This is a genomic window from Microbacterium sp. 1S1 (assembly GCF_008271365.1).
Taxonomy (GTDB): domain Bacteria; phylum Actinomycetota; class Actinomycetes; order Actinomycetales; family Microbacteriaceae; genus Microbacterium.
In genome coordinates this window covers 1,647,248-1,671,785 of the sequence record NZ_CP043430.1, presented here as the reverse complement: position 1 = coordinate 1,671,785, position 24,538 = coordinate 1,647,248, and the positions used below count along the sequence as shown (strand labels likewise).

Sequence of the window (24,538 nt, the reverse complement as noted above, 5' to 3'; positions counted from 1 at the left end):
GCATGACGACGTCGCCGGTGACCGGTGCGAAGACCGGCGACGACACGGCCTTCGCGAACAGTGTCACCGGCGCGATCGACGAGCTGCGAGCGCTGCAGTCGGAGTCCGACACGCTCAAGGTCGCGGCCGTCACGGGCGACCTCGACGACATCCACGCCGCCATGATCGCCTCCTCGCGTGCCGCGGTCACCCTCGAGCTCGTCGCCGCCGTTCGCAACAAGGGCGTCGACGCGTTCAACGAGATCATGCGGATGCAGGCCTGATGCCTCCGGCAGTGACCGGGGCGTTCCAGCGGATGCGGCGCGTGATCGCCGGATTCTCGCTCGCGCAGCGCACCATCGCCATCATCGGCATCGCCGTGCTCGCGCTCGGTGTCATCGCGCTGTCCAGCTGGCTCAGCCGACCCACCTACACGCCGCTGTTCTCGGGACTGAGCGCCTCCGATGCGAACGCCGTCGTGGAGCAGCTGCGCTCCGCCTCCGTCCCCTACGAGCTCACCGACGGCGGAGCGACCGTGCTCGTGCCGGAGAAGGACGTGTACGACCAACGTCTCGCTGCCGCCTCCGCGGGGCTGCCCAGCGCCGGATCGGCCGGCTACTCGCTGCTCGACGACATGGGCGTCACCACGAGTGAGTTCCAGCAGTCGGTCACCTACAAGCGCGCGATCGAAGGCGAGCTGGCCGCCACGATCTCGGCGATCGACGGCGTCTCCGCAGCCTCCGTGCAGCTCGCGATCCCCGAGGAGAGCGTCTTCGTGTCGGAGACGGTCGACGCGACCGCCTCCGTGTTCGTCGAGACGGCGGGAAGCACCACACTCGACCAGAAGCAGGTCGAGGCCATCGTGCACCTCACCTCGGCCGCGGTCAGCGGCATGAAGCCGGAGAACGTCGCCGTCGTCGATCAGACCGGACGGACGCTGTCGACGGTCGGCGGCGGCGCCACCGGAGGGCTCGACCAGCAGGCGGGCGACTACGAGGCCCGCGTGACCGCGAGCGTGCAGCAGATGCTCGACACGGTGGTCGGCCCCGGCAATGCGACTGTCACCGTCGTGGCCGAGATCGACCGCTCGGTGAACGAGCGCGTCGAGGAGACCTACACCCCCGCCGAGGGTGCGCCCCCGCTCACCGAGGAGGTCCGCGAGCAGAACAGCAACGGCTCGACGTCCGAGGCCGGCGTGCTGGGCCCGGACAACATCGCCGTGCCTAACGGGGAGGGCGACGGCACGTATACCGCGACCGAGGAGACCAGGACCAACGCGGTCAACAAGGCCACGGAGAGCACCTCGACACCGGCCGGCACCCTCCTGCGGCAGTCCGTGTCGGTCGCGGTCGACGCCGGTGCGGGCGGCGACCTCAGCTCCGCGCAGCTCAGCGATCTCGTCGCCACCGCCGCGGGCATCGACCGCACCCGTGGCGACGAGCTCGCCGTGGAGCTCGTCGCGTTCAGCCAGACCGATGCCGAGGCGGCCCAGGCGGCCTTGCAAGCCGCGAAGGAGGCGGAGGATGCCGCCCGCCAGGCCGCGCTCCTGAACACCGTCATCATCGCGGCCGCGATCGCCATCCCGCTCATCGCCGCGATCGCCGCCCTCATCATCCGCTCCCGCCGGAAGGCGGGAGGCGTCGAGGAGTTCGACCAGCTCTTCGGGGACCGCCCGGCCGAGCTGTCCGCTCTCTCCGCGGACGCGCCGACGGCCGTGCTGGAGGCTCCGACCACGCCCCTCGCGTTCCTCGAGACGGCGCCCGACCTCGATCCGGATCCGGAGCCCGAGCCCGCGCAGATCAGCCTCGAACGCCGCCGTGCCGAGATCGACGCACTCACCCGGCAGGACCCGCAGCGCACCGCCGAGCTGCTGCGCACCCTCATCGACGACAGGTCGCACGCGTGAGCGGGCTCACCGACCGGCAGACCGCCGCCATCGTCCTCATGAACCTCGACCGCGCGCAGGCCGTGGAGGTCATGAAGCACCTCTCCGAAGCCGAGGCGGAAGCGGTCGCCGCCGAGATCATCGGGCTGCAGGACCTCGACGTCGAGACCACCGCTCAGGCACTGGGGCAGTTCCATCGCATCGCCGCGGGACACCTTCCGCCCGCTCGAGGCGGACGCGACATCGCCGCGGGTCTGCTCGAGGCCTCCTTCGGCTCGGAACGGGCGGCGGCCGTGCTGGGCCGTGTCGGCTCGACCTCGATGAGCGCGTCCTTCGAGTTCCTCGCCTCCGCCGACGCCGCCCATCTCGCCACCCTCCTCGACGGCGAGCTGCCGCAGACGGTCGCCCTCGTGCTCGCCCATCTCCCGGCGGACCAGGCGGCCGCCGTGCTCGCCGCGTTCCCCGACCCCGGGCGCACCGACGTCGCCCAGGCCATCGCCACCATGGGCACGGCGTCGCAGGACGCCATCGCCATCGTCGCCGAGGCCCTGAAGGCCCGGACCGGCAGCCTCGCGTCGCGGGACAGCCCCGAGGTGCTCGGCGGCGTCGAACCGCTCGTGGAGATCATCGGCCGCTCGGGCGCGACGATCGAGAAGGCCCTGTTGGCGAGCATCGAAGACCGTGACAGTGCCCTCGCCGAGGACATCCGCTCGCGCATGTTCACCTTCGCCGACATCGTCAAGCTCGACGACCGCGACACCCAGCGCGTCCTGCGGGGCATGGACATCCGCTCCCTGGCCCTCGCCCTCAAGGGCGCCCAGCAGCCGATCGTCGATCTCATCCGACGCAACGTGTCCGAGCGCAACCGCGAGAACCTCGACGAGGAGGCCCGCACGCTGGGCCCCGTGCGCGTCTCCCAGGTCGAGGAGGCTCGGGCCGAGATCGTCCGCACGATCCGGACACTGGAAGCCGCGGGAGACATCACCGTGCAGCGCGCGGACGAGGACGAGTATGTCTACTGATGCCTTCGCGCCCGCCGCCTTCCCCCGGCTCGGCGGGGCCGACCACCGGGCCGAGCAGGAGCGGGCGCGGCGCCGCGGCTATGCCGAGGGGCACGCCACGGGCTTCCGGGCGGGCACGGCCGACGCTGCCGCCGCGCTCCGGAGCGCCGCGGCAGAGCAGGCCGAGCGCGAGACCCGTCGCGCCGGAGAGCTGACCGCCGCGGTCGCCGCCCTGCACGCCGCCGCCCAGTCCCTGACCGCGCGGGTGGAGCAGCTCGAGGCCGCCGCGACGGCGCAGGTGCTGTCGCACGCGATCGACCTCGCGGAGCTCATCCTCGCCGCCGAGCTGAGCGAGGCGGGAACGGCAGCGGTCGCCGCCGCACGTCGTGCGCTGAGCGCGACCGAGGCCGCCGCGATGCGGAGCCTCCGGGTGCACCCCGACGATCTGCGCGTCCTCGCCGCGGAGGCCGCGAGCGGCGTCGCCGATCTCCCCCTCGTGCCCGACGAGAGCCTCGACCGCGGAGACGCCGTGGCCGTCCTCACGCACGGCCTCATCGATGCCAGAGTCGCCACGGCCCTCGATCGCGCGCGCCGGGCGCTCGCGGAGAGCGCGACGTGAGCGCCTGGACGGCGGTGCGCGAGGCCGCACGCCCGGAACGGGTCGGCGAGGTCGCCCAGGTGCGCGGCCTGAGCGTACAGGTACGCGGCCTGGACGGCGCCGTGGGCGACGTGATCACCCTCGACGGCATCGACGCGGAGGTCGTCGCGACCGGCGAGGACGGCTTGCGCTGCATGCCCCTCGGCTCGATCTCCGGACTCACCGTGGGCGCCCCGGTGCGCAGCAGCGGTGGGCCCATGCGCGTCCCCACCGGACCGGCCCTGCTCGGCCGCGTCCTGGACGGGCTCGGACGTCCCATCGACGGCAAGGGACCACTCGCGACGCCGCACGTCGGCCTGGACCACGCGACGCCCTCGATCATGGAGCGGGACCGCATCGCCACTTCACTTCCCCTCGGCGTACGTGCCCTCGACACCCTGGTCAGCGTCGGCCGCGGACAGCGCGTCGGCCTGTTCGCCGGCTCCGGGGTGGGGAAGTCCTCGCTGCTGTCGATGATCGCCCGCGGCACCGATGCCGAAGTGACCGTCATCGCGCTCGTCGGCGAGCGCGGCCGCGAAGTGCGCGAGTTCATCGAGGACGACCTCGGCCCGGAAGGACTTGCCCGGTCCGTCGTCGTCGTCTCGACCTCGGACCAGCCGGCGATGGCCCGCATCCGTGCCGCCTTCACCGCCACCCGGATCGCCGAGGCGTTCCGGGACGAGGGCGCGCACGCGATCCTCATGATGGACTCGTTGACGCGCGTGGCCATGGCTCAGCGCGAGATCGGGCTCTCTGCGGGCGAGCCGCCCGCCACCCGCGGCTATCCCCCCTCCACCTTCTCGCTCCTCGCCGGCCTCCTGGAACGCGCGGGCACCGATCGCGCCGGCTCGATCACGGGTATCTACACCGTGCTCGTCGACGGCGACGACCACAACGAGCCCATCGCCGACACGGTCCGTTCGATCCTCGACGGCCACGTCGTGCTCGACCGTGCGCTCGCGCTCGCCGGTCACCATCCCGCGATCGACGTCCTCGGCTCCGTCTCCCGCGTGGCGACCAAGATCACGAGCCCGGAGCGTCGCGCGCATGCGGCCACCCTCCGCGCCGTCCTCGCGGCACGCCGACGGGCGAACGACCTCATCGACATCGGCGCCTACCATGCCGGCGCCGACCCGCGCATCGACGCCGCGATCGCGCATGAGCGCGCCATCTCGGCGTTCCTCACCCAGCCGCTCGACGAGACGAGCGCGGTGGAGGACTCCTGGGCGCGGTTGGAGAGCCTGGTAGCGGCGTTCGAGGGGGTGTCATGAGCAGAGGATTCTCCCTCGCCGGACTCCTGCGCGTACGGGAGATCCAGGAGCGCGCGGCTGCACAACGCCTGTCGCGCGCGGTCATCGACGCGCAGCACACGGAGGCCAGGGACCGCGCGCTACGGGCGCACCTCGCGGGCACCGAGATGGAGGCCGTCGACGTCCGCGCGCTCGCCGCCCTCGCCGCAGCCCGGGTCTCCGGCCGGGCACTGCTCGCCGACCTCACCGCTCTGGCCGACCTCCAGCAGGAGAGCGTGGCGGAGGCACGGACCGCGCACGCCGACGCGCGCCGCACGCTCCGCGGCCTCGAAAGGCTCGCGGAGGGACACGCGGACGCCGTGCGTGCCGCCGACCTGCACACCGAGCAGGCGGAGCTGGACGAGATCGCCGTACGGTCGCGGACGGAGGGTTCGGCATGACGACGCTCGACCTCCTCGCCGCTCTGGACGTGCGGCCGGCGCGGCCCGCGGCCCCGGCCGCACGGACCGGCACGCCCGGAGCGGCCGCATTCGCCGAAGCGGTGCGGGATGCGGCCCGGGAGACGGCACCCCACGCTTCCGGTACCTCCGAGGGCGCCGAAGCCTCGCAGCCGGGCACCGAGACGGACCCCGCGGCCGCCGTTCCGAGCGAGGCAGCGGCCGTCCTTCCGCCCACCATGACCACCACTCCGCCGGCTCCCGCGGAGACGAACCTCTGCGCCCCGCTCCCCGCGGCGCTGGAGGCGGAGGCGCTGCCGTCCGCGGCAGCCGTGCCGGCAGGGTCCTCGGCCGCCCCTGCGGCACCGGCGCCAGGGGCAGCCGCGCCGGACGGGCCCCGCACGGTCTCCGGAGGCACCGCGTCCCCCTCGCCAACCGAGGTCGTCCCCGGATCGTCCTCCGGCGCGGAGGGCTCCCGGCCGGCCACGTCAGCCCCGACGCCAGCGCCGTCCCCGATGTCGCCCAGCACCGCGGCGAGCGTCTCCCCGGCACCGCGATCGAGACGGTCACCGAGACCGGCACACGCGGCGGCGCCGGAGCCGGAACGGGCACCGGGTCGGAGGCGCCGCTTCCCCGACGCCCGCCGACCGCGGCGGCGGGGCCCACGGCCACACCGCACCCCACCGAGGGGACGACCACGTCCGTCCCCTCCGCCGCCCCCGTGTCGACCCCGGCCTCCGCTCCCGGCGCCTCCTCCGCCGCGGCACCGACGACCGCGGACCCGCTCGCGTCGGCGCCGAGCGTGTCCGCCGCACCGGCCCCGGTCGCCGCACCGCCCGCTGCCCCGCCCCCCGCGGTCCCCCCGCCCGTCCGCGCCGGGCTCCTTCCGCAGGTGACGGCTCCGGTCGTGTCGCTCGCCCAGGCTCCGGACGGCGACCACCGGATCACGCTGACCGTCTCGCCGGAGAATCTGGGACCCGTCACGGTTCGCGCGCATATCGCGGGGCCGACGATCCGCATCGAGCTGCACGCCCCCGGCGATCTCGGACGGGACGCCCTGCGCGCGATCCTCGGGGAGCTTCGCCGGGACCTCGCGATCGCTGCCCCGCAGGCCACCCTCACCCTCGCGACCGCGGACGGCTCGTCGTCCTCACCGCAGCACGGGGCGACCGCCGGAGGTCAGAACGGCGGTGGCCACGACGCCCACCGGCCGCAGAACACCCGCGGGCCCCCGCGCCGCCCGCGCCGGCTGAACCCCCGTCCGCCCTTCCGCCCGCACCGCCCGTCGCTCCGCTCGGCGGCATCGACGTCTTCGCCTGACCAGAGAGGACCCCATGACCACGGTCGACTCCATCACCGGCACCCTGCCGCCTGGTGCCACCCCGACGTCCGGTGTGCAGACCGGGAGCACGACTCCCGCGACCGAGCGCAAGAAGACACTCGACTCGGAGGTGTTCCTCAAGCTGCTCGTGACCCAGCTCACCAATCAGGATCCGAGCTCGCCGATGAACACGAACGAGATGATCTCCCAGACCACGCAGCTCGCCTCCATGGAGCAGCTGACCGCGCTCGCCTCCACGAGCACGGAGAGCTTCGCGCTCAGCATGCGTCAGACGGCTGCAGCCCTGCTCGGGCAGGAGGCGCAGTACGTCGACGCCGACGGCGTCACCCAGAAGGGCATCGTCACCGCCGTCTCCTACGCGGGGGCCATCCCCACCGTGACCATCGGCGACAAGTCCATCGCCCTCGACGCCGTCTCGGGCGTCTCCCTCGTCCCCGGCTCCGCTGCCTGATCCCGCTCCCCAGAAAGGCACCACCATGCTTCGTTCGCTCTTCTCCGGCATCTCCGGACTCCGCTCCCACCAGACCATGCTCGACGTCACCGGCAACAACATCGCCAACGTCAACACGACGGGCTTCAAGGCCTCGTCCGTGCAGTTCCAGGACTCCCTCTCGCAGCTGCTGCGCAACTCGATGCTGCCGGGGCAGACGACCGGTGGGCAGAACCCCGCCCAGGTCGGACTGGGCGTGCAGGTCGCGGGGATCAGCACGAATTTCGCGGGCGGCGCGCCGCAGCCGACCGGTGTGCCCACCGACCTGATGATCTCGGGCGACGGGTTCTTCGTCGTCCGCTCGGGAGGCGAGACGCTGTACACCCGCAACGGCGGCTTCACGTTCGACGCGAGCGGCCGTCTCGTCGGCGCGGGCGGTGCCCTCGTGCAGGGCTGGACGGCGCGCAACGGCGTGATCGTCCCCGGGCAGGGCATCGGGGACATCACCCTCCCGGTCGGTGCGCTCAGCCCCGCGGCCGCCACGACGACCGCGCGCGCGACCGGCAACCTGCCCTCCGGGGCCGCGGTGGGCGAGACGCTCGTGCGCGACATCAAGACCTACGACGCCGACGGGACGGCCTCGACGCTGCGGCTGACGTTCACGCGCACGGCGACGGGGTGGAACGTGACGGACGGCGCGGGCGCCAGCTCGACGCTGACCTTCACCGACGGCGTGCAGAACGGCGCGGGGAGCATCGTGTCCGGCGGCGTCACCGTCGACCTGTCCGGTGTGACCGGCTTCGCCGACGTCAGCGACATCGCCATCAAGGAGCAGAACGGCAAGCCGGCCGGCACACTCAGCTCCTACGCCCTGACCAACGACGGCAGCCTCGTCGGCACCTTCAGCAACGGCGACACCCAGGTACTGGCCCGCGTCGCGCTGGCCGGCTTCGTCAATCCCGGCGGTCTGGAGAAGGTCGGCTCCTCGCAGTTCCGGCCGAGCGGCAATTCCGGTCAGCCCGAGCTCGGGCAGGCCGGCACCGGCGGTCTCGGCGGCATCATCAGCGGCGCCCTGGAGATGTCCAACGTCGACCTCTCGCAGGAGTTCACCAACCTCATCGTCGCGCAGCGCGGTTTCCAGGCGAACGCCCGGATCATCACCACGAGCGACGAGGTGCTGCAGGAGCTCACGAACCTCAAGCGCTGACCCCTTCCCGCGAAATCCCGCGTTCGCGCCCAGGCCCCGCCGTATCCCCGTGGATACGGCGGGGCTTCGGCGACAAGACGGGGTCTCGGCAGGGTCAGACGTAGATGCCGCGCTGCTCCATGAAACGCACCGGGTTCGTGTACCCGCCGTTGATGTAGACCTCGAAGTGCAGGTGGCAGCCGAACGAGCGGCCGGTGTCCCCGGCGTACGCGATGACCTGGCCGGCGCGAACCCACTGGCCGCTGCGGACGTTGATGCCGCCGGGTTGGATGTGGGCGTAGCCGGTGCTGACGCCGCCGCCGTGCTGGATGCGGATGTAGTTGCCGTAGTTCCCGTTCGGTCCCGCATAGTCGACCGTGCCGGAGTTCGCGGCGTAGATCGGGGCTCCGCAGCCGTTGGCCAGGTCCGCCCCGTAGTGGAAGCTCGACGAACAGCCCCGGGGGCCGCAGATGGGGGTGCGCGGACCGTAGCTCGAACTGCGCGCGCCGCCGTGCGGGCGCACCCAGCCGCCCCTGCCCGCCGATCCGCCGCCGCCTCCTCCGCCGCCGCCACCGTTCCCGCGACCGGCAGCCGCCGCCGCGGCGGCGGCCGCTGCCGCCTCGCGCTTGCGCCGGGCCTCCTCCTCGCGCCGCCGCGCCTCGACTCCCGCCTGGTACCCCGCGACCGTCTTGGTCGTGGTGTCCTTGAGCGCCGCGAGCTGGGCCTTGAGGGTCTCGAGGTTCGCCGCCTGCTCGTCGAGCGCGGCCTGAGCCGCATCCGCCGCCTGCTGCGCCGCGACCATCTTCTGCTCGGCCACCTGCTGGAGGCGGTCGCGCTCGTCCCTGGCCACCTGCGCCTGCTCCGTCAGGGCCTGCGCGGTGTCGCGCGCCGAGACGGCGTTGTCGTACGTGGTCTGGTTGTACTCGAGGAACTTGTTCATCGTGCCGAGACGCGACAGCAGCTCGTCGGCGTTGGCCCCCGATCCCGCGAAGAACAGCTCCAGCGCGGTGTCGTCGCCGCCGCTGCGGTAGAGCTGGGCCGCGATCTGGCCGGCCTTCTTCGCCGTCTCATCGGCGAGCGCCGCCTGCTCATCGGCCTGGCTCTGCAGCGCGTCGGCCTCGGTGATCGCGGCGAAGTACGCCTGCTGCGCCTCGAAGAACTCGTCCGACGCGACCTGGGCCGCCGCCTGGGTCTCCGCGACCTTCTGCTCCAGCGACCGGATCAACCCCTGGATGCGGGAGACCTCGCCGGCCTTCGCTGCCTCGTTGTTCTTCGCGCGCTGGACGTCGTCCCAGCTCGGGTACGACGCGGCATGCGCGGCGGTGACTCCCGAACCGACGCCGAACGCGGCGAGGGCGACGACGCCCAGTGCCCCGATGCCGAAGGCGCTACGGCGGCTGACCGGCCGGCTCCACAGCGCACCCCGTTCGGCGTCCGTCGGCGCGCAGCCGCACTCCTCGGCCGCCGTCGCGGCGGCCTCCTCCACGTTCCGATCCCGCACAAGGCTCCCTTCGCCCGCTGCTCATCGTCCCCCGCTCCTCCTCCCTATCGGCGACGACGCGCCCTCCGTGAGAAAGATCGCGTCCGTCCCGGTCTCGCCCTAACGTCACGCGTCGCCCGGCCGACAGTCCCCTCCGACAGCCCAGGACGGGCCGTCTGTTCCTCGCCTCCGGGCGGGGCGAGCTTTCCAGGATGGAGCCCATGATCGTCCTCACGCGCCTGAACCGTTCCCGGTTCGCGGTGAACCCCGACCTGATCGAACGTGTCCAGGCCACGCCGGACACGACGATCATGATGGTCGACGGCGCGACCTTCGTCGTCACGGAGACGATGGACGACGTGATCGCCCGCATCACCCGCTTCCGTGCGGGGGTCCTCGCGACAGCCGCCGCACTCATCGCAGCCGGAGACCACGCGCCGCCGCCGGGAGTCCCCGCGACGGGAGGCGACGCCTGATGGACCCGTCCCTCATCCTCGGTCTCGTCCTCGCCTTCGGCGCGCTGATCGCCATGATCAACCTCGAGGGCGCGACGATCGGATCGCTCCTCCTCCCCGCCCCGATGGTGCTCGTCTTCGGCGCGACCATCGCGGTCGGACTCGCCAGCGGCACGCTGCGCGACGCCCTGCACGCCGTGAAGTCTCTCCCCCGCGCCTTCCGCGGCGAGCGGCGCACCGCCCAGAGCACCATCGACACCGTCGTCGGCTATGCGGAGAAGGCCCGCTCGGAGGGCCTGCTCGCGCTGGAGCAGGGCCTGGACGGGGAGAAGGACCCGTTCCTGCGCCAGGCTCTGCAGAGCATCGCCGACGGCACCGACGCGGAGGACCTGCGGGTACTGCTCGAGGACGAGCTGACGTCGACGGCCGCTCGGAACCGCACCGCCTCCCGCTTCTACATGACCCTCGGCGGATTCGCCCCCACCGTCGGCATCATCGGCACGGTCGTCTCCCTCACCCACGTGCTGGAGAAACTCGACAAGCCGGACACGCTCGGCCCGATGATCGCCGCGGCCTTCGTCGCCACGCTGTGGGGCCTGCTGTCGGCGAACTTCATCTGGCTGCCGATCGGAGGCCGCCTGCAGCGTCTGGGCGAGCTGGAGCTGGAGCGCATGACGGTGCTCATGGAGGGCATGCTCGCCGTCCAGGCCGGTGCCGCCCCCGCGCACGTCCGTGAGCGGCTGAGCGCGCTCGTCTCCGATCGCTCCCCCGGCCGCTCGCGCCGCCGCGAGCAGCCCGCGGAGACGGAGGAGCACGAGGACCTCTTCTCATGAGCGTGCGCACTCGACGCCGCGTCCAGGAGGCCGAGCACAGCGGACCGGACGAGCGCTGGATGGCGTCCTATCTCGACATGGTGACCGTGTTGATGTGCATGTTCATCGTGCTGTTCGCGATGTCGACCGTCGATCAGGAGAAGTTCGAAGCCCTCAGCGCCTCGCTCGCGACCGGCTTCGGCCAGGAGCCCTCCGAGGACATCGACGTGACGAGCGGCGTGGTCGTGCCACCCGAGCTCGTGGACGAGAAGGGCGAGGACTTCGCCGACACCGGGCTGGAGGCCGCACAGCGGGAGTTCGATGAACTCTCCGCGCTCCGCGAGCGCCTGCGCCAGGTGCTCGCCCAGCGCGGGCTGGAGACCGACGTCACCTTCACGATCGACGAGCGCGGGCTGACGATCGGACTCGTGAGCGCGGAGACCTTCTTCACCACCAACAGCACCGACCTCAGCCCCGCTGCGACCCAGGTGCTCGACGCGCTCGGCTCCGTGCTCGTCACCGCTCCGAACGAGATCTCGGTGGAGGGCCACGCGGACGCACGCGGCTCGGTCGCGCCCTTCCCGACGAACTGGGAGCTCTCCGCTGGGCGCTCCACCCAGGTGCTGCGCTACCTGGTGGAATCCGCCGGGTTGCCGCCCGCTCATCTCAAGTCGGTGGGCTTCGGCGACACCCGACCGGTGGCCGCCGGCAGCACTCCCGAGCAGCTTGCGGAGAACCGCCGGGTGGACATCGTCATCCTCTCCGACGCCAGCGAGGAGGTGCGAGCGCTGATCCCGGCCGCGGGCGCGGCGCAGACGTCCCCCTGACCGTCCGCTAACGCACGCCGATCACCGCCCGATAGTCGGGTTCGTGGTGATGGATGACGGCGTGCGCTCGCGAGTGCGCGCGGAGACGGCGATCGCCGACGTCGAGGTCTACGACTTCGGACGCGCGGCGACGCTGTCGCGCGAGCACGCCCGGACGCTGGAGCTCGCCTTCGAGACCTTCGCCCGCCAATGGTCCGCCCAGCTCTCCGGGAAGATCCACGTGCGCGCGACCATCGCCGTCGAGCACGTCGGCATGCTGACCTACGCCGAGTACGCGCAGTCGCTCCCCACCACGACCACCATGATCGTATGTGCCCTGCCGGACTCGGACGAGCGCGTGATCGTGCAGGTGCCGATCCCGACCGCGACGTCCTGGATCGTGCAGATGGTCGGCGGTCGGTCCACGGCCACCGCCGAGGACCGCACGTTCACCCCGATCGAGCAGGCCCTCATCCGGTCGCTCGTCACCGACGCGATCGATCACCTCACCGGGAGTCTCGACGGCCTGCTGCCCTCGGGGGTCGCCGTCGCCGGAATCCAGTACAGCTCGCAGTTCGCGCAGGTCGCCGCCGCGGGCGAACCGGTCATCGTGGCCCGACTGTCGATGCGTCACGGCGGTCGGACGGTACCGGCCAGCATCATGCTGCCCGCCTCCGTGCTCGCCGGGTTCACGGTGCGCGCCGCCGACGCCGACCGCGTCGATGCCCCGGCCCTCGTGCGACGTCAGGTGGAGTCCGCACCGGTCGAGGTGGCCCTGCAGCTCGCCCCCCGGACGATCCTCCCGCGCGAGGTGCTCGACCTGGCCGTCGGGGATCTGCTTCCGCTGCCGCATGCCGCGGACCGCGCGCTGCTCCTCACCGTCGGCGACCAGACCGTCGCGACCGCGGCCGTCGGCAGCGCCGGCGCCCGACTCGCGTGCGTCGTGACCGCCACCGTCCCCGCCACCGCCCCCGCCCCCGCCCCCGCTCAGGAGTCCGCGTGATCAGCACCACCGCCTACGAGTCCGCCGTCGCCGCCGCCTTCGCGGCCCGACTGCCCACCGCCGCCCCGGTCACCGCCCGCGCCTCTCAGGTGTCCGGCGACACGGGTGAGGCCGTCGTGGCGCAGTTCGTGGGCGAGGCGAGCGCCCAGCTCGCCGTTCAACTCCTCGACGCGGATGTGCTCGTCGACGGCCTGGGCGACCGCCCTCTCACCGATCGGCTGCTGGATGCCCTCGAGGCCGCGGCGACCGCCCTCGGACCCGGACTGCTGGGCGAGGCCGCGGTCGGCGACGCCTCGGCCGTGTTCGCCGACCCGCAGACCCAGCTCTTCGACCTGGTGGACCACACCGAGCGCACGATCGGCCGGCTCGCCGTCCGGATCACCCACCGTCCCGCACGGCCGACCGGTGGCGACGGGCGCCTGCACCGCATCGCCGGCGTCGAGATGGAGCTCACGGTCGAGATCGGCCGCACACGCATGGCGGTCCGCGACGTGCTCGACCTCGAGCCCGGTCGCATCGTGGAGCTCGACCGTTCCGCCGGCGCCCCGGCCGACGTGAAGCTCAACGGTCGGACGATCGCCCATGGTGAGGTCGTCGTCGTCGACCAGGACTACGCGGTGCGGATCACCCGCATCCTCGAGAACGTCGAGGCCTGACCCTGGACGACCTCCTGCTCGCGCTGCGGGTCGGGCTCTCGCTCGCCGCAGTGCTCGGGCTGCTCTGGTTCCTGCAGCGTCGGGTCTCGAAGACGCAGGCGCGGCGCCGCGACGCCGAGCCGATCACCGTGCTCGGACGTCAGGGGATCGGCCCGAAGGCGCAGCTCGTCGTCGTGCAGACGGACGACGCGCGCTACGTGCTGGGGGTCACCGAGCACGGCGTGAGCGTGGTCGACCGCCTTCCCCTCCGACCGGCTCCGGTGGACGGCGAGGGCACGGGGTCGACGGCCGAGCCCTCGTCCGACGACGCCGAGTTCGACCGCATCCTCGCCGCCGCCGCCCTCACGAGCCCACCCGCGGCCTCCCCTCCCCGGAGCTGCGCCGTCGCGTGCGGCACCGCAACGATCCGCTCCGCGGCTCCATCCTCTCCCCCGACACCTGGCGACAGACCGCCGAGGTCCTGCGGCGCGCGCGATGACCGAGACCCGTGCCGTCGACCGCGGTCGCGCCTCCCGGCTGCTCGTCCTCGTCGCGGTCGCGATCCTCCTCGGCGCGCTCCTGGCCGCCCTCACCGGCACCGCCGCGCACGCCGAGGTCGCCCCGGATGACGGCGAGGGCGTGACGATCGACATCAACGGGATCGACGGCGGTCCGTCCGGCTCGATCCTCACCCTTCTGGGGATCACCCTGCTCTCAGTGGCACCGGCGCTGCTGCTGATGATGTCGTCGTTCACGAAGATCTTCGTCGTGCTCGCGATGACCCGCAATGCGCTCTCGCTCCCGACGATCCCGCCGAATCAGGTCCTCGCCGGGCTCTCCCTCTTCCTGTCGCTGTTCATCATGTGGCCGGTGCTGACCGAGATCAACACTCTCGCCGTCCAGCCGTACATCGACGGCGCGCTCACCTTCACGCAGGCCGTGGACGTCGGACAGGGGCCGCTGCGCGAGTGGATGCTGCACTACACCCGCGAGGAGGACCTCGCACTGATGACCCGCATGGCCGGCCAGGACAATCCCGAGGACGCCGCGAGCGTCCCGATGTACACGCTCATCCCGGCCTTCATGATCTCCGAGCTGCGCGCCGCGTTCATCATCGGGTTCGTGATCTTCGTGCCGTTCCTCGTGATCGACCTCGTCGTCGCGGCAGCGCTGATGTCGATGGGAATGATGATGCTCCCGCCGGTCATGATCTCGCTGCCGTTCAAGATCCTGCTGTTCATCCTCGTGGACGGCTGGGGGCTCATCATCAAGGCCCTCCTGGAGAGCTACGGAGGGGTCGGATGAGCCCGGAAGCGGTCCTCGACATCGGCGCCCAGGGGCTGTTGATCGCGGCGAAGCTCGCGGCGCCGATGCTGGTCACGGCCCTCGTGGTGGGCTTCGCGATCTCGCTGCTGCAATCCATCACGCAGGTGCAGGAGGTGACGCTGTCGTTCGTGCCGAAGATCGTCGCCGTCGGCATCGCCCTGCTGATCGCCGGCAACTGGATGATCGCCGAGATCATCGCGTTCACGAACGAGATGTTCGCCCGCATCCCGTCGCTGCTGAGCGGCTGAGCCGATGTTCATCCCGATCGACTTCGCGTGGCTGGAGGCCACCCTGCTCGCCGCCGTGCGCATCACGGCGTTCATCATGATCGCCCCGCCGTTCTCGTACGGCGCGATCCCGGTGCGCGTGAAGGCCATGCTCTCGATCGGACTGTCGCTCGCGGTGGGCGGGGCGGTGGCGCCCGGGTACGAGAGCCTCGCCACCGGCCCGTTCCTCGGCGCGCTCGTGATCCAACTGCTCACCGGCGCGCTGCTGGGGTTCCTCGTGCTGCTGTGCTTCTCGGCCGTGCAGGCGGCGGGCAGCCTGATCGACGTCTTCGGCGGCTTCCAGCTCGCCCAGGCCTTCGACCCCGCGGCCATGGTGAACGGGGCACAGTTCACCCGCCTCTTCCATCTCACCGCCCTCACGCTGCTCTTCGCCTCCGGCGGTTACCAGCTCATCCTCGCCGGGCTCGCGCGCAGCTTCGACGCCGTGCCGGTGGACGGCGTCTTCCGCGTGTCCGGCCCGGCCGAGCTGCTCGTCGACGGGGTCTCCCAGATGGTGCTCGCGGCCGTGCAGATCGCCGGGCCGCTGGTCCTCGTCCTGTTCCTCGCGGACGTCGGGCTGGGACTCATCACGCGCGTGGCGCCGGCGCTCAACGCCTTCGCGATGGGCTTCCCGGTGAAGATCCTGCTCACCCTGTTGCTGGCCGGCGCCGTGTACGTCGCCTTCCCCGGCATCGTCGACGCCCTCGCCACAGAGGCCTTCCGGCTGATGCAGGGGGTGACACGATGAGCGGGTCGGACAGCGGCGAGCGCAGCGAGAAGGCCACCGACAAGCACCTGCGCGAGGCGCGGCAGAAGGGGCGCCTCGCCCGGAGCCAGGACCTCACCGCGTGGCTCGGCATCGGCGCGGCCGCCGTGATGATGCCCGCCGCGATCGCCGCGGGGACCGCCGCGGGGACCGAGCAGCTCGTCACCCTCGCCGGGCTCATGCAGGCGCCCTCGCCTGAGGCCGCCCTGGGGGCCCTGGGACGGGGCCTCGCCTCGGTACTGCCCACCCTGGGCGCGCTGCTGGCCGCCGTCGCGATCGTGACACTGTTCGGCGCGGTGGTGCAGGGCGGCGTGCATCTGCGGAAGCTGTCGGGGCGCTACGAGCAGTTCAACCTCGTGTCGGGCGTCCGACGGGTGTTCGGTCTGCAGGCGCTCTGGGAGGGCGCCAAGGCGCTGCTGAAGACCGCCGCCATCGGCATCGCGCTGTGGATCGTCATCGCGGGGCTCATGCCCGTGCTCACCGCCAGTGGCGCTCACTCGATCTCCCGGTTGCTCGGCACAGCCACGGCGGGGACCGCCGCCCTGCTGCAGACGGCGATCGCGGTGGGTCTGGTGCTCGCGGCCATCGACCTGTTCGTCGTCATGCGTCGCAACCGCAAGCACACGCGCATGACCAAGCGCGAGGTGCGCGACGAGAACAAGAACTCCGAGGGCGATCCCCTCATCCGTCAGCAGCGTCGCTCGCGTCAGCTCGCCGTGAGCCGGAACCGCATGATCGCCGCGGTCGCCGGTTCGGATGTCGTGGTGGTGAACCCGACGCACATCGCGATCGCCCTCGAGTACGACGCCGGCACGTCGGCTCCCCGGGTCGTGGCGAAGGGCAGCGGCGTCGTCGCCGAGCGCATCCGTGAGAAGGCCCTGGAGTCCGGGGTCCCGCTCGTCCGCGACATCACCCTCGCCCGGGCGCTGCACGCCGCGTGCGACCTGGGCCAGGAGATCCCCGAAGACCTCTACAACGCCGTGGCGCGCGTGCTCGTGTTCGTCGACGCCCTGCGGCGTCGCGGCGCCGCCCGCGGCATCCACTCGCTCCCGTACCGGAGGACCGTATGAACGCGAAGAAGCTGCTCACCACGCTCATGGTGCCGATCGGCGTCGTCGGCATCATCATGCTGCTCGTCGTCCCGGTGCCGCCGTTCCTGCTCGACGTGCTGATCATCCTCAACATCATGTTCGCGCTGGTCATCCTCCTCACGTCGATGTTCGTGAAGAAGCCGCTCGACTTCTCGGTGTTCCCCTCGCTGCTGCTCGTCGCGACGCTGTTCCGGCTGGGACTGAACGTCGCCTCCACCCGTCTCGTCCTCGGAGAGGCGTACGCGGGTCAGGTCATCGAGGCGTTCGGCGCGATCGCGGTCGGCGGCTCGCTCATCATCGGCGCGGTCGTGTTCCTCATCCTCGTCGTCATCCAGTTCGTCGTGGTCACCAAGGGGGCTGAGCGCGTGGCCGAGGTCGGCGCCCGGTTCACGCTCGACGCCATGCCGGGCAAGCAGATGGCGATCGACGCCGACCTCAATGCCGGCCTCATCAGCGACACCGAGGCCCGCGAGCGGCGGGCGGAGGTCGCGGCGGAGTCCGACTTCTACGGTGCGATGGACGGCGCCTCGAAGTTCGTGAAGGGCGACGCGATCGCCGGCCTCGTCATCATCATCATCAACCTCGTCGGCGGCATCGCGATCGGCCTCGTCCAGCACGGCATGTCGATCGACCAGGCGGTCAGCACGTACAGCCTCCTCACGATCGGCGACGGCCTCGTCACCCAGATCCCCGCCCTGCTGATGGCGGTCTCGACCGGCATGATCGTGACCCGTTCGACGGCGGAGGCCGAGATGGGCACGGCCGCCTCCGCACAGCTCGGGCAGTCGCGCAACGCCCTCATCATCGCCGGCTGCGCCGCCATCGTCATGTCGCTCATCCCGCACATGCCGATGCTCCCGTTCGTCGCGATCGGCGCGCTGCTGCTCCTCATCGCGCAGCGCATCACGGCGACGCGCAAGCGGGAGGCGGCGGAGGCGGCACACACTCCCGCCCCGGCCCCGGTCGATCAGCCGGAAGAGCTCATCGAGCGGATGCGGGTGCACCCGCTGGAGATCCTCCTTGCCCCCGATATCGTCGACCTCGTGACGGGCGGCCCGGACGACCTGCTCGCCCGGGTGAAGGCGCTGCGACGCCGGATCGCGCTCGACCTCGGCCTCGTGACCCCTCCCGTGCGGACGAGGGACAGCATCGAGCTCCCGCAGGCCACCTACGTGATCCGGATCGCCGGCGTCGAGACGGGGCGGGGCACCGCTCCGGTCGGGTCCGTGCTCGCGCTCGGCCAGGGACTCGACAGCCTGCCGGGGACCGCCGCGCTGGACCCGGTGTTCGGCCTCGAGGGCAAGTGGATCCCGATGGAGATGCGCCACAGCGCGGAGTTCGCCGGAGCCACCGTGATCGACAGGGCGAGCGTCATCATCACGCACCTGTCGAGCGTGATCCAGACCCACGCCGCGCGCCTCCTCAGCCGGGAGGACGTCCGCCAGCTCACCGACGCCCTCAAGCAGGTCTCCCCCGCGGCCGTCGAGGAGCTGACCCCCGCGCTGCTGTCGCTCGCGGAGATCCAGCGGGTGCTGCAGGGGCTGCTCGCGGAGCGGGTGCCGATCAACGACCTCAGCCGCATCTACGAGGCCCTCGCGCTGCGGGCCAAGACCTCGACCGAACCGGAGGGCCTGATCGAGGCGGCCCGCGCGTCTCTGGGCCCGGCCATCGCCGCCCGCTTCGCCGAGAACGGAACGCTCCGCGTCGTCATGATCGCCCCGCTGCTCGAGCAGGCGATGCTGGAGAGCCTCCGACCCGGCGACGAGGGGTCACAGATCGTCTTCGATCCGCCCCGGCTGGAAGCGGTGATCGCGTCCGTGAAGCAGGCCGTCGCCGCGCAGCCGGATGGCGGCGAACCGGTGCTCGTGTGCGCCCCCTCCCTGCGTCCGGCCGTACGGCGGCTCGTCTCGGCCCAGACCGACGGCCTCCCCGTCCTCTCCTACAGCGAGGCGACCGCCGCGCCCCTCACGATCGAGACGATCGGGGTGGTCCGCGACTCCTCGACCGCGTCGCTCGGAGCCGCGCCCGCCGCACCAGTAGGCTGAACGAATGCTGGTGTTGACGAGGCGGATCGGTGAGAGCGTGCGCATCGACGGCGAGATCGAGGTCACGCTGCTCGACATCAAGGGTGACAGCGTCCGCATCGGCGTGAAGGCCCCGCGGGAGACGCGCATCCAGCGCACCGAGATCATCGAGGCCGTCGTCGCCGAGAACGTCTCCGCCGCCGCCGACTCCGACGCCGGTGCCGCGGACGCCATCACCGCGGCCCTCGCGCGAGGGCGCGAGAAGCAGACCCCCTAGGCCCCGCGGGCCGGCGTCGTCGCGGCGCGGCGCTCCGCCGCGTTCCGCACGGCGTGCAGGGTCGCCGTCAGCACGGAGCGGTCGCGGCCGGCCGCCCATTCCGAGCGTGCGCCGTCGCGGTACTCGATCAGGGTGAGCGCGTCGCTCTCCGTGCCCGTTCCGACGCTCGTCTGGTGCAGACTCAGGACCTCGACGGGCAGACCGATTGCCGCGAGCGCCGTGCCCAGCGCCTCCACCGGGCCGACGCCGTCGTGGCGGGTCCGCGTCTCGACGCCGTCGGCATGGAGCGTGATCGTCGTGCACCCTCCCGCGACGTCGGCATCCGCCCGCAGCCTCAGCGGTCCCGTGTCCGCGCTCGCGAGGTAGGCGGCGTCGAAGATGTCCCACACCTCCGCGGCCGTGACCTCGCGTCCCGTCTGCTCGGTGCGCCGCTGGACGAGACGGGCGAGGTCGATCTGCAGGCGCCGCGGCAGCTCGATCCCATAGGCGTCTTCCAGCAGATACGCGATGCCGCCCTTCCCGGACTGCGAGTTGACGCGGATCACGGCGTCGTAGCTGCGGCCGATGTCCGCCGGGTCGATGGGCAGATACGGCACGCGCCATTCGATGTCGCCCTCGGCGTGGCCTTCCTCCGCGGCACGGGCGCGATGCTCCGCGAACCCTTTCCGGATGGCGTCCTGATGGGTGCCCGAGAAGGCGGTGTGCACGAGGTCGCCGGCATACGGGTGCCGCGCATGGATGTCGATGCCGTTGCAGTGCGCGACGGTCCGGCGGATCTCGTCGATGTCGGAGAAGTCGATCATTGGATCGACGCCCTGCGCGTGGAGGTTGAGGGCGAGGGTCACGAGGTCGACGTTGCCGGTGCGCTCCCCGTTGCCGAAGAGGCACCCCTCGACCCGCTGCGCGCCGGCGAGGACGGCGAGTTCCGCGCAGGCGATACCGGTGCCGCGGTCGTTGTGCGGATGCACGGAGAGGATGACCCCGTCGCGACGGCCGAGGTTGCGGTGCATGTACTCGATCTGGTCCGCGTAGACGTTCGGGGTCGCGACCTCGACGGTCGCCGGTAGATTCAGGATCACGGGACGCTCGGGGGTCGCGTCCCACAGGGTCGTCATCGCGTCGCACACGTCGAGGACGAAGTCCGGCTCGGTGAGGGTGAACACCTCGGGAGAGAACTCGAAGCGGACGTTGTCGAGGTCTCCCGCGGATCGGAGCACGTCCTGCCCGCCGGCGAGGATCAGCGCCCTCAGCCCCTCCCTGTCCTGGCCGAGGACGACGTCGCGCCACGTCGGCGCCGTGGCGGTGTACATGTGGATGACGACGGGGTTCCGGATGCCTCGCACGGACTCCACGGTGCGCTCGATCAGGTCGCGCCGCGCGGGCGTGAACACCACGATCGTCACGTCGGCAGGAGCGAGGTCGGTCTCGGCGAGGAGCCGGACGAAGTCGTAGTCCGTCTGGGAGGCCGAGGGGTACCCGACCTCGATCTCCTTGTAGCCCATCGCGACCATGAGCTCGAAGAAGCGCCGCTTGCGGGCGGGGTCCATCGGCTCGGCCAGCGCCTGGTTCCCGTCACGGAGATCCACGGGGACCCAGAGGGGGGCCTGGGTCAGTCGCGCGCTCGGCCAGGTCCGCGTCTGCAGCGGCACGGCGACGCGGGAGTACACGTCTCGATAGCGGTGCGAGGGCATCTGCGAGGGCCGCTGCCTGTTCCAGTGCGGAGCATCGACGGGGAGGGCACCGGACGGGGTGGCGAGGGTCGGGAAGGCGCGGGAAAGGGTCATGATCTGGTTCCTGTTCGGATCGCGAGGAAGGCGACCGGCGCGTCCTGCGCCCCACGACGGGGAGCCGGTCTGACTAGACCCCGTCGTGGCGACGAAGGACGAGGAACCCGAGTGTGCGCATAGGGGAAATGTAGCACAACTCCTCAGACAAGCAGAGCAGTCGAGTCACCTGCGAGAATGGATCCATGACGACCGTGCGCCGCGAATCCCTCGCCGAACAGGCCGCCGAGCTGCTCCTGGCACGGATCGGAGCCGGTGAATGGACGATCGGCGGGAAGCTGCCCGGCGAGACCACACTCGCTCCGCAGCTCGGCGTGGGTCGCTCGACGGCCCGCGAGGCGATCCGCATCCTGGCCGGGCGCGGTGTGCTCGCCACCCGCCAGGGCGCGGGCGTCTTCGTCACGGCCGTCGAGCCCCTTCCGACCTGGGATGCCGTCCTCGACCGCGCCGACATCATCGCGGTCCTCGAGGCCCGCACCGCGATCGAAGTCGAGGCCGCGGTGCTCGCTGCGGAGCGCCGGACCCCGGCCGACCTGGACGAGCTGAGGCGCACGCTCGCCGAACGCGACCGTCGACGCACGGACATCCGCGCGCACGTCGAGGCGGACATGGCCTTCCACCGGGCCGTCGTCGTCGCCTCCGGCAATCCCGTGCTGCGAGAGCTGTTCGACGGTTTCGCCCCGCGCTCGCTGCAGGCCATGATCGACATGCTGCGCATCCGCGGCCGTCACGGCGACGCCGCCGACCAGGACGCGCACGCGCGTATCGGCGATGCGATCGCCGCGCGCGACCCCCGGACAGCCGGCGCCCTTTCCCGCGAGCACCTCGATACGGTGAAGAGGCTGTTCGCCTGACGCCGGAACGCGAGCTCAGACGGCGGTCAGATCCGACTCCTGCGCCCGCTTCCACTGATCCCCGCCGGCGTCGCGTGCCCGTTCCGCCGCGGATGCCGCCGCCGCGACGAGCGTGTCGTAGTCGTACCCCGCGACGGATGCCGTCGCCCAGCCGATGCTGGCGGAGGAGCGGATCCCGGTCGCGGGCGACTCCAGATCGATGATCGACACGGAGGCCAGGATCGCCCGCAGGTGGTGGCGCACCGCCTCGTCGCTGCCGTGGATGAGCACGATCGCCCGGTCGTCGGCGACCCGCTCCGCGTCGGCTGTCGCCGGCAGTGCCTCGCAGATGTCCGCGTGGAACCGGTCCGCGATGCGCCGGAAGCCGGCGCTGCTCGACGCCTCCCGCAGATCGATCGGATCGTCCAGCCGGATGTCGAGCACCGACCACGCGGTGTCCTTCTGCGCTGCGGCCTTGCGAAGCCGGTCCCTCGCCCGGTCCCCGGCTCCGTCGGTTCCGGGGGCCGCGTCCTCCACGCGCACGAGGAGCACGAGGGTGAACGCCGCGCACGTGCTCACCACGATCGTCCCCACCGCATTCATCCCCCGCAGTACGCTGAGCTGCGCCTCGGTGCTCACGGCGCCGGACACGAGCGCCGACGCCGCGCTCACCACGGCGACCACGACGAAGCCGCAGGCGGCGAGCGCGAGCGGCATCACGACGTCCTTCGCCGCGGGCTGCCCCCGCAGCAGTTCCCAGGCCAGGAGCCCGGCGAAGACCGCCATCGCCAGGAAGACGACGTGGAAGACCGGCAGGTACCAGCGCGTACCCGCCGTCAGGATCAGAGCCGTCGGCACGCCGACGAGGGCGAGGATCACGGGGAGCCAGGGGGCCGTGCGCCGGAAGTGCAGCCGAACGCCGATCCACACGAGCGGCACGAAGGACACGACGATCGCCGAGGCGGCGGCCCTGAGGACGGGGCTGCCGGTGTAATGGCCCGCGGCCCACAGGTAGGCGCCCAGCATCCCGATACCGAAGGCGACACCCCAGACGATGGTCGCCCTGCTCGGCCTGGCGAGGGTCGCGAGGCCGACAACGACCGCGGTGAGCACGGTCACGACCACGACCATGCTCGTGGTGACGTCGACGCTCACGGGGACCAGCGGAGTCATGCGGGGACCTCTTTCCTTCGCCGCGGGAAACGGACGGTGACGGTCGTGCCGACGCCCACCTCGCTCGCCACGCGGATGTCGCCGTCGTGCGCGACGATGATGTCGCGGGCGATGCCCATGCCGAGCCCGGTGCCGGCGATCCCGCCGCGCACCGCCCCGTCGGCGCGGAAGTACGGCTCGAACAGCCGCGGGAGGTCGTCCTCGGCGATGCCGATGCCCGTGTCGACCACGGTGATCTCCGCGTGCTCGTCCGACTGCGCCAGCCGCACCGTGATCTGTCCGCCCGCCGCTGTGTACTTGACGGCGTTGCCCAGGAGGTTGTCCAGGACCTGGCGCAATCGGAAGGCGTCCCCCGTGATCACCATGCGGTCCGCGCCGTCGAGCACCAGCTCCTGGCGGGCCGCTCCCATCAACGGTGCGAACGAGGCGGCGGACTCCTCCACCACGACCCGCAGATCGACCGGCTCGAACGGGTCGTGGGACGACCGCCCGGTCTGGGCCTGCATGCTCGTCACGAGGTCCTGCATCCGCTCGCCGGCGTTGGCGATGACCTCGATCTGCGCCGGCACCCGACCGGGGAGGTCGTCGCGCTCCCGCAGGAGCTCGACGTGGCCGATGATCGCGGTGAGCGGGTTGCGCAGTTCGTGGGAGATGACGGCGGTGAGGGCGCGGCGCTCCTCCGCCGCCTCCAGGAGGGCGGTGACGTCGTCGATGACGACGAGGGTGATCCGCTCCCCCTCCCTGGCACCGGCGATGGGTTGCGTGGTCACCGCGAGCGCGTGCCACTGCCCCGCGCCGTCGTACAGCCACACGCGCTCCTCCCGCATCTGCTCCCCCGCGGCCGCCCGCGACAGCGTCGTCCGCTCAGGGACGAGCGCTGCGCCGCGCCGCGCGTCGTACTCGACCGAGGCGGACGGCAGCGCCGTCCCGAAGCGGTCTCGTCCGTAGAGCGCGCGGTAGGCATCGTTCATCTGCAGGATGCGCCCCTCCGCCGTGACCACGACCAGTGCGATACCCAGCGCGTCGATGATCTGCGTGACGCGCTGTTGATTCGTCTCCGCGCGCTCCGCCGCCCTGTTCACCTGCTCGGAGCGTCGCTGCAGCAGCCGTCTCGCCGCCCCCGAGCGCTGTGCCCCGATGCGAACGGTCACGCCGAGGAAGCTCAGCGTGATGACCACCGTGAGGACCCGCAGCAGGACGTCAGCCGGATCGCCGGAGCGGTCGGCGAAGAACACCAGGCAACCGCCACTGAGCACGATTCCCGCGAAGACCCACGGCATCGAGAAGTAGGTGGCCAGCCACACGACGGGGAACACCCAGAGGAAGCCGAGCCGGAGATCCGGGACGTTCGTCGTGAGTCCGACACCCAACACGTCGAGCAGCGGCACGACGGTCACCGCCGCGCGCGGGAGACGGTGCCACGGCACCATGAGCGCCACGAGGGTCGTGACGACGATGAGCCCGATTCCCCCCACGAACAGCGGAATCGTGAGCGTCTGCGGCTTGAAGCCCGCGACCATCACCACGATGGCGACGATGCTCGCGGTGAACACCAGTTGCCAGCGCCAGATCGACACCGTGCGGATCATCAAGGCCCGCCTCCCGGTCGATCCTCAGCATTCACGCAAGATTACTCAAAGATCGCCACATCTCGCTCTTC

26 protein-coding genes are annotated in these 24,538 nt (G+C 71.7%); 21 read left to right on the top strand and 5 right to left on the bottom strand.

Annotated elements, in window-relative coordinates:
- Window positions 1-2 precede the first annotated feature (2 nt).
- The 8 genes from fliE (at window position 3) to FY549_RS08160 (ending at window position 8,168) form a co-directional block, all read left to right on the top strand.
- Complete coding sequence (gene fliE / locus FY549_RS08195) at window positions 3-263, top strand: flagellar hook-basal body complex protein FliE (protein ID WP_149086043.1); 261 nt, start codon at window positions 3-5, stop codon at window positions 261-263.
- Window positions 263-1,885 carry a flagellar basal-body MS-ring/collar protein FliF gene (fliF, locus tag FY549_RS08190; protein ID WP_149084602.1) on the top strand — a complete coding sequence of 541 codons (1,623 nt, stop codon included), beginning with the start codon at window positions 263-265 and terminating at the stop codon, window positions 1,883-1,885. The genes fliE and fliF overlap by 1 nt, the downstream gene beginning before the upstream one ends.
- Complete coding sequence (gene fliG, locus FY549_RS08185; RefSeq protein WP_149084601.1) at window positions 1,882-2,886, top strand: flagellar motor switch protein FliG; 1,005 nt, start codon at window positions 1,882-1,884, stop codon at window positions 2,884-2,886. The genes fliF and fliG overlap by 4 nt, the downstream gene beginning before the upstream one ends.
- Window positions 2,876-3,484, top strand: a complete 609-nt coding sequence (locus tag FY549_RS08180; protein WP_149084600.1) for a FliH/SctL family protein — start codon at window positions 2,876-2,878, stop codon at window positions 3,482-3,484. Before fliG ends, FY549_RS08180 begins: the two co-directional genes overlap by 11 nt.
- Window positions 3,481-4,773: a FliI/YscN family ATPase gene (locus FY549_RS08175; protein ID WP_149084599.1), complete on the top strand. Its 1,293-nt coding sequence runs from the start codon at window positions 3,481-3,483 to the stop codon at window positions 4,771-4,773. Before FY549_RS08180 ends, FY549_RS08175 begins: the two co-directional genes overlap by 4 nt.
- Entirely contained in the window at window positions 4,770-5,192 is a 423-nt protein-coding gene (locus FY549_RS08170) for a hypothetical protein (protein ID WP_149084598.1), read from the top strand. The genes FY549_RS08175 and FY549_RS08170 overlap by 4 nt, the downstream gene beginning before the upstream one ends.
- A gap of 1,331 nt (window positions 5,193-6,523) precedes the next feature.
- Window positions 6,524-6,982 (top strand): flagellar hook capping FlgD N-terminal domain-containing protein, encoded by a 459-nt coding sequence (locus tag FY549_RS08165; protein ID WP_149084597.1) that lies wholly within the window; start codon window positions 6,524-6,526, stop codon window positions 6,980-6,982.
- Between the two features lie 25 nt (window positions 6,983-7,007).
- The gene (locus FY549_RS08160) at window positions 7,008-8,168 is read left to right on the top strand and encodes a flagellar hook protein FlgE (protein WP_149084596.1); all 1,161 of its coding nucleotides are present in this window, start codon (window positions 7,008-7,010) and stop codon (window positions 8,166-8,168) included.
- Window positions 8,169-8,262: 94 nt separating this feature from the next.
- On the opposite strand, the gene FY549_RS08155 is transcribed toward FY549_RS08160, so the two are convergent.
- Complete coding sequence (locus FY549_RS08155) at window positions 8,263-9,633, bottom strand: M23 family metallopeptidase (RefSeq protein WP_259614054.1); 1,371 nt, start codon at window positions 9,631-9,633, stop codon at window positions 8,263-8,265.
- Window positions 9,634-9,848: 215 nt separating this feature from the next.
- Between FY549_RS08155 and FY549_RS08150 the strand changes: the two genes are divergently transcribed.
- The 5 genes from FY549_RS08150 to fliN are packed head-to-tail and all read left to right on the top strand — an operon-like array spanning window position 9,849 to window position 13,359.
- Window positions 9,849-10,103 carry a flagellar FlbD family protein gene (locus tag FY549_RS08150; protein WP_149084594.1) on the top strand — a complete coding sequence of 85 codons (255 nt, stop codon included), beginning with the start codon at window positions 9,849-9,851 and terminating at the stop codon, window positions 10,101-10,103.
- Window positions 10,103-10,915 (top strand): motility protein A, encoded by an 813-nt coding sequence (locus FY549_RS08145; RefSeq protein ID WP_149084593.1) that lies wholly within the window; start codon window positions 10,103-10,105, stop codon window positions 10,913-10,915. Before FY549_RS08150 ends, FY549_RS08145 begins: the two co-directional genes overlap by 1 nt.
- Window positions 10,912-11,721 (top strand): flagellar motor protein MotB, encoded by an 810-nt coding sequence (locus FY549_RS08140; RefSeq protein ID WP_149084592.1) that lies wholly within the window; start codon window positions 10,912-10,914, stop codon window positions 11,719-11,721. The genes FY549_RS08145 and FY549_RS08140 overlap by 4 nt, the downstream gene beginning before the upstream one ends.
- A 49-nt stretch (window positions 11,722-11,770) precedes the next feature.
- Entirely contained in the window at window positions 11,771-12,703 is a 933-nt protein-coding gene (locus FY549_RS08135) for a flagellar motor switch protein FliM (protein ID WP_259614215.1), read from the top strand.
- Window positions 12,700-13,359 (top strand): flagellar motor switch protein FliN, encoded by a 660-nt coding sequence (gene fliN, locus FY549_RS08130; protein ID WP_149084590.1) that lies wholly within the window; start codon window positions 12,700-12,702, stop codon window positions 13,357-13,359. The genes FY549_RS08135 and fliN overlap by 4 nt, the downstream gene beginning before the upstream one ends.
- Here fliN and FY549_RS16745 read toward each other — a convergent pair.
- The gene (locus tag FY549_RS16745; protein ID WP_262381158.1) at window positions 13,314-13,577 is read right to left on the bottom strand and encodes a hypothetical protein; all 264 of its coding nucleotides are present in this window, start codon (window positions 13,575-13,577) and stop codon (window positions 13,314-13,316) included. The two genes, fliN and FY549_RS16745, sit on opposite strands and share 46 nt — an antisense overlap.
- On the opposite strand from FY549_RS16745, the gene FY549_RS08125 reads away from it, so the two are divergent.
- From FY549_RS08125 to csrA, 7 genes are read left to right on the top strand one after another with little or no spacing between them, the layout of a single operon-like run.
- Window positions 13,482-13,967 (top strand): flagellar biosynthetic protein FliO, encoded by a 486-nt coding sequence (locus FY549_RS08125; RefSeq protein ID WP_262381153.1) that lies wholly within the window; start codon window positions 13,482-13,484, stop codon window positions 13,965-13,967. The two genes, FY549_RS16745 and FY549_RS08125, sit on opposite strands and share 96 nt — an antisense overlap.
- Window positions 13,876-14,643: a flagellar type III secretion system pore protein FliP gene (fliP, locus tag FY549_RS08120; RefSeq protein ID WP_410428260.1), complete on the top strand. Its 768-nt coding sequence runs from the start codon at window positions 13,876-13,878 to the stop codon at window positions 14,641-14,643. Before FY549_RS08125 ends, fliP begins: the two co-directional genes overlap by 92 nt.
- Window positions 14,640-14,912, top strand: coding sequence for a flagellar biosynthesis protein FliQ (gene fliQ / locus FY549_RS08115; protein ID WP_101847221.1), 273 nt, complete (start codon window positions 14,640-14,642; stop codon window positions 14,910-14,912). Before fliP ends, fliQ begins: the two co-directional genes overlap by 4 nt.
- Before the next feature lie 4 nt (window positions 14,913-14,916).
- Window positions 14,917-15,678: a flagellar biosynthetic protein FliR gene (locus FY549_RS08110; protein WP_149084588.1), complete on the top strand. Its 762-nt coding sequence runs from the start codon at window positions 14,917-14,919 to the stop codon at window positions 15,676-15,678.
- Window positions 15,675-16,766 (top strand): flagellar biosynthesis protein FlhB, encoded by a 1,092-nt coding sequence (locus tag FY549_RS08105; protein ID WP_149084587.1) that lies wholly within the window; start codon window positions 15,675-15,677, stop codon window positions 16,764-16,766. Before FY549_RS08110 ends, FY549_RS08105 begins: the two co-directional genes overlap by 4 nt.
- Complete coding sequence (locus FY549_RS08100) at window positions 16,763-18,832, top strand: flagellar biosynthesis protein FlhA (protein ID WP_149084586.1); 2,070 nt, start codon at window positions 16,763-16,765, stop codon at window positions 18,830-18,832. Before FY549_RS08105 ends, FY549_RS08100 begins: the two co-directional genes overlap by 4 nt.
- Window positions 18,833-18,836: 4 nt before the next feature.
- Window positions 18,837-19,088 carry a carbon storage regulator CsrA gene (csrA, locus tag FY549_RS08095; protein ID WP_149084585.1) on the top strand — a complete coding sequence of 84 codons (252 nt, stop codon included), beginning with the start codon at window positions 18,837-18,839 and terminating at the stop codon, window positions 19,086-19,088.
- Here csrA and FY549_RS08090 read toward each other — a convergent pair.
- The gene (locus FY549_RS08090; protein WP_259614216.1) at window positions 19,085-20,779 is read right to left on the bottom strand and encodes a 2-isopropylmalate synthase; all 1,695 of its coding nucleotides are present in this window, start codon (window positions 20,777-20,779) and stop codon (window positions 19,085-19,087) included. The two genes, csrA and FY549_RS08090, sit on opposite strands and share 4 nt — an antisense overlap.
- Before the next feature lie 278 nt (window positions 20,780-21,057).
- Here FY549_RS08090 and FY549_RS08085 point away from each other — a divergent pair, with 278 nt between their 5' ends.
- Window positions 21,058-21,726, top strand: coding sequence for a FadR/GntR family transcriptional regulator (locus tag FY549_RS08085; protein WP_149084583.1), 669 nt, complete (start codon window positions 21,058-21,060; stop codon window positions 21,724-21,726).
- A 15-nt stretch (window positions 21,727-21,741) separates the two neighbouring features.
- Here FY549_RS08085 and FY549_RS08080 read toward each other — a convergent pair whose 3' ends face one another.
- Window positions 21,742-22,878: a hypothetical protein gene (locus FY549_RS08080; protein ID WP_149084582.1), complete on the bottom strand. Its 1,137-nt coding sequence runs from the start codon at window positions 22,876-22,878 to the stop codon at window positions 21,742-21,744.
- Window positions 22,875-24,467 (bottom strand): sensor histidine kinase, encoded by a 1,593-nt coding sequence (locus tag FY549_RS08075; RefSeq protein WP_149084581.1) that lies wholly within the window; start codon window positions 24,465-24,467, stop codon window positions 22,875-22,877. The genes FY549_RS08080 and FY549_RS08075 overlap by 4 nt, the downstream gene beginning before the upstream one ends.
- Between the last annotated feature and the right edge of the window lie 71 nt (window positions 24,468-24,538).

Excerpts from the sequence above, each read along its gene's own strand:
- FY549_RS08085 (WP_149084583.1), top strand. The coding sequence starts at position 21,058 with ATGACGACCGTGCGCCGCGAATCCCTCGCCGAACAGGCCGCCGAGCTG.
- FY549_RS08080 (WP_149084582.1), bottom strand. The coding sequence starts at position 22,878 with ATGACTCCGCTGGTCCCCGTGAGCGTCGACGTCACCACGAGCATGGTC.
- fliF (WP_149084602.1), top strand. The coding sequence starts at position 263 with ATGCCTCCGGCAGTGACCGGGGCGTTCCAGCGGATGCGGCGCGTGATC.
- FY549_RS08140 (WP_149084592.1), top strand. The coding sequence starts at position 10,912 with ATGAGCGTGCGCACTCGACGCCGCGTCCAGGAGGCCGAGCACAGCGGA.
- FY549_RS08145 (WP_149084593.1), top strand. The coding sequence starts at position 10,103 with ATGGACCCGTCCCTCATCCTCGGTCTCGTCCTCGCCTTCGGCGCGCTG.
- FY549_RS08165 (WP_149084597.1), top strand. The coding sequence starts at position 6,524 with ATGACCACGGTCGACTCCATCACCGGCACCCTGCCGCCTGGTGCCACC.
- FY549_RS08100 (WP_149084586.1), top strand. The coding sequence starts at position 16,763 with ATGAACGCGAAGAAGCTGCTCACCACGCTCATGGTGCCGATCGGCGTC.
- csrA (WP_149084585.1), top strand. The coding sequence starts at position 18,837 with ATGCTGGTGTTGACGAGGCGGATCGGTGAGAGCGTGCGCATCGACGGC.
- FY549_RS08110 (WP_149084588.1), top strand. The coding sequence starts at position 14,917 with ATGTTCATCCCGATCGACTTCGCGTGGCTGGAGGCCACCCTGCTCGCC.
- FY549_RS08135 (WP_259614215.1), top strand. The coding sequence starts at position 11,771 with ATGGATGACGGCGTGCGCTCGCGAGTGCGCGCGGAGACGGCGATCGCC.
- fliQ (WP_101847221.1), top strand. The coding sequence starts at position 14,640 with ATGAGCCCGGAAGCGGTCCTCGACATCGGCGCCCAGGGGCTGTTGATC.
- FY549_RS08090 (WP_259614216.1), bottom strand. The coding sequence starts at position 20,779 with ATGCCCTCGCACCGCTATCGAGACGTGTACTCCCGCGTCGCCGTGCCG.
- FY549_RS08180 (WP_149084600.1), top strand. The coding sequence starts at position 2,876 with ATGTCTACTGATGCCTTCGCGCCCGCCGCCTTCCCCCGGCTCGGCGGG.
- FY549_RS08170 (WP_149084598.1), top strand. The coding sequence starts at position 4,770 with ATGAGCAGAGGATTCTCCCTCGCCGGACTCCTGCGCGTACGGGAGATC.
- fliE (WP_149086043.1), top strand. The coding sequence starts at position 3 with ATGACGACGTCGCCGGTGACCGGTGCGAAGACCGGCGACGACACGGCC.
- FY549_RS08150 (WP_149084594.1), top strand. The coding sequence starts at position 9,849 with ATGATCGTCCTCACGCGCCTGAACCGTTCCCGGTTCGCGGTGAACCCC.
- FY549_RS08075 (WP_149084581.1), bottom strand. The coding sequence starts at position 24,467 with ATGATCCGCACGGTGTCGATCTGGCGCTGGCAACTGGTGTTCACCGCG.
- FY549_RS08105 (WP_149084587.1), top strand. The coding sequence starts at position 15,675 with ATGAGCGGGTCGGACAGCGGCGAGCGCAGCGAGAAGGCCACCGACAAG.
- FY549_RS08160 (WP_149084596.1), top strand. The coding sequence starts at position 7,008 with ATGCTTCGTTCGCTCTTCTCCGGCATCTCCGGACTCCGCTCCCACCAG.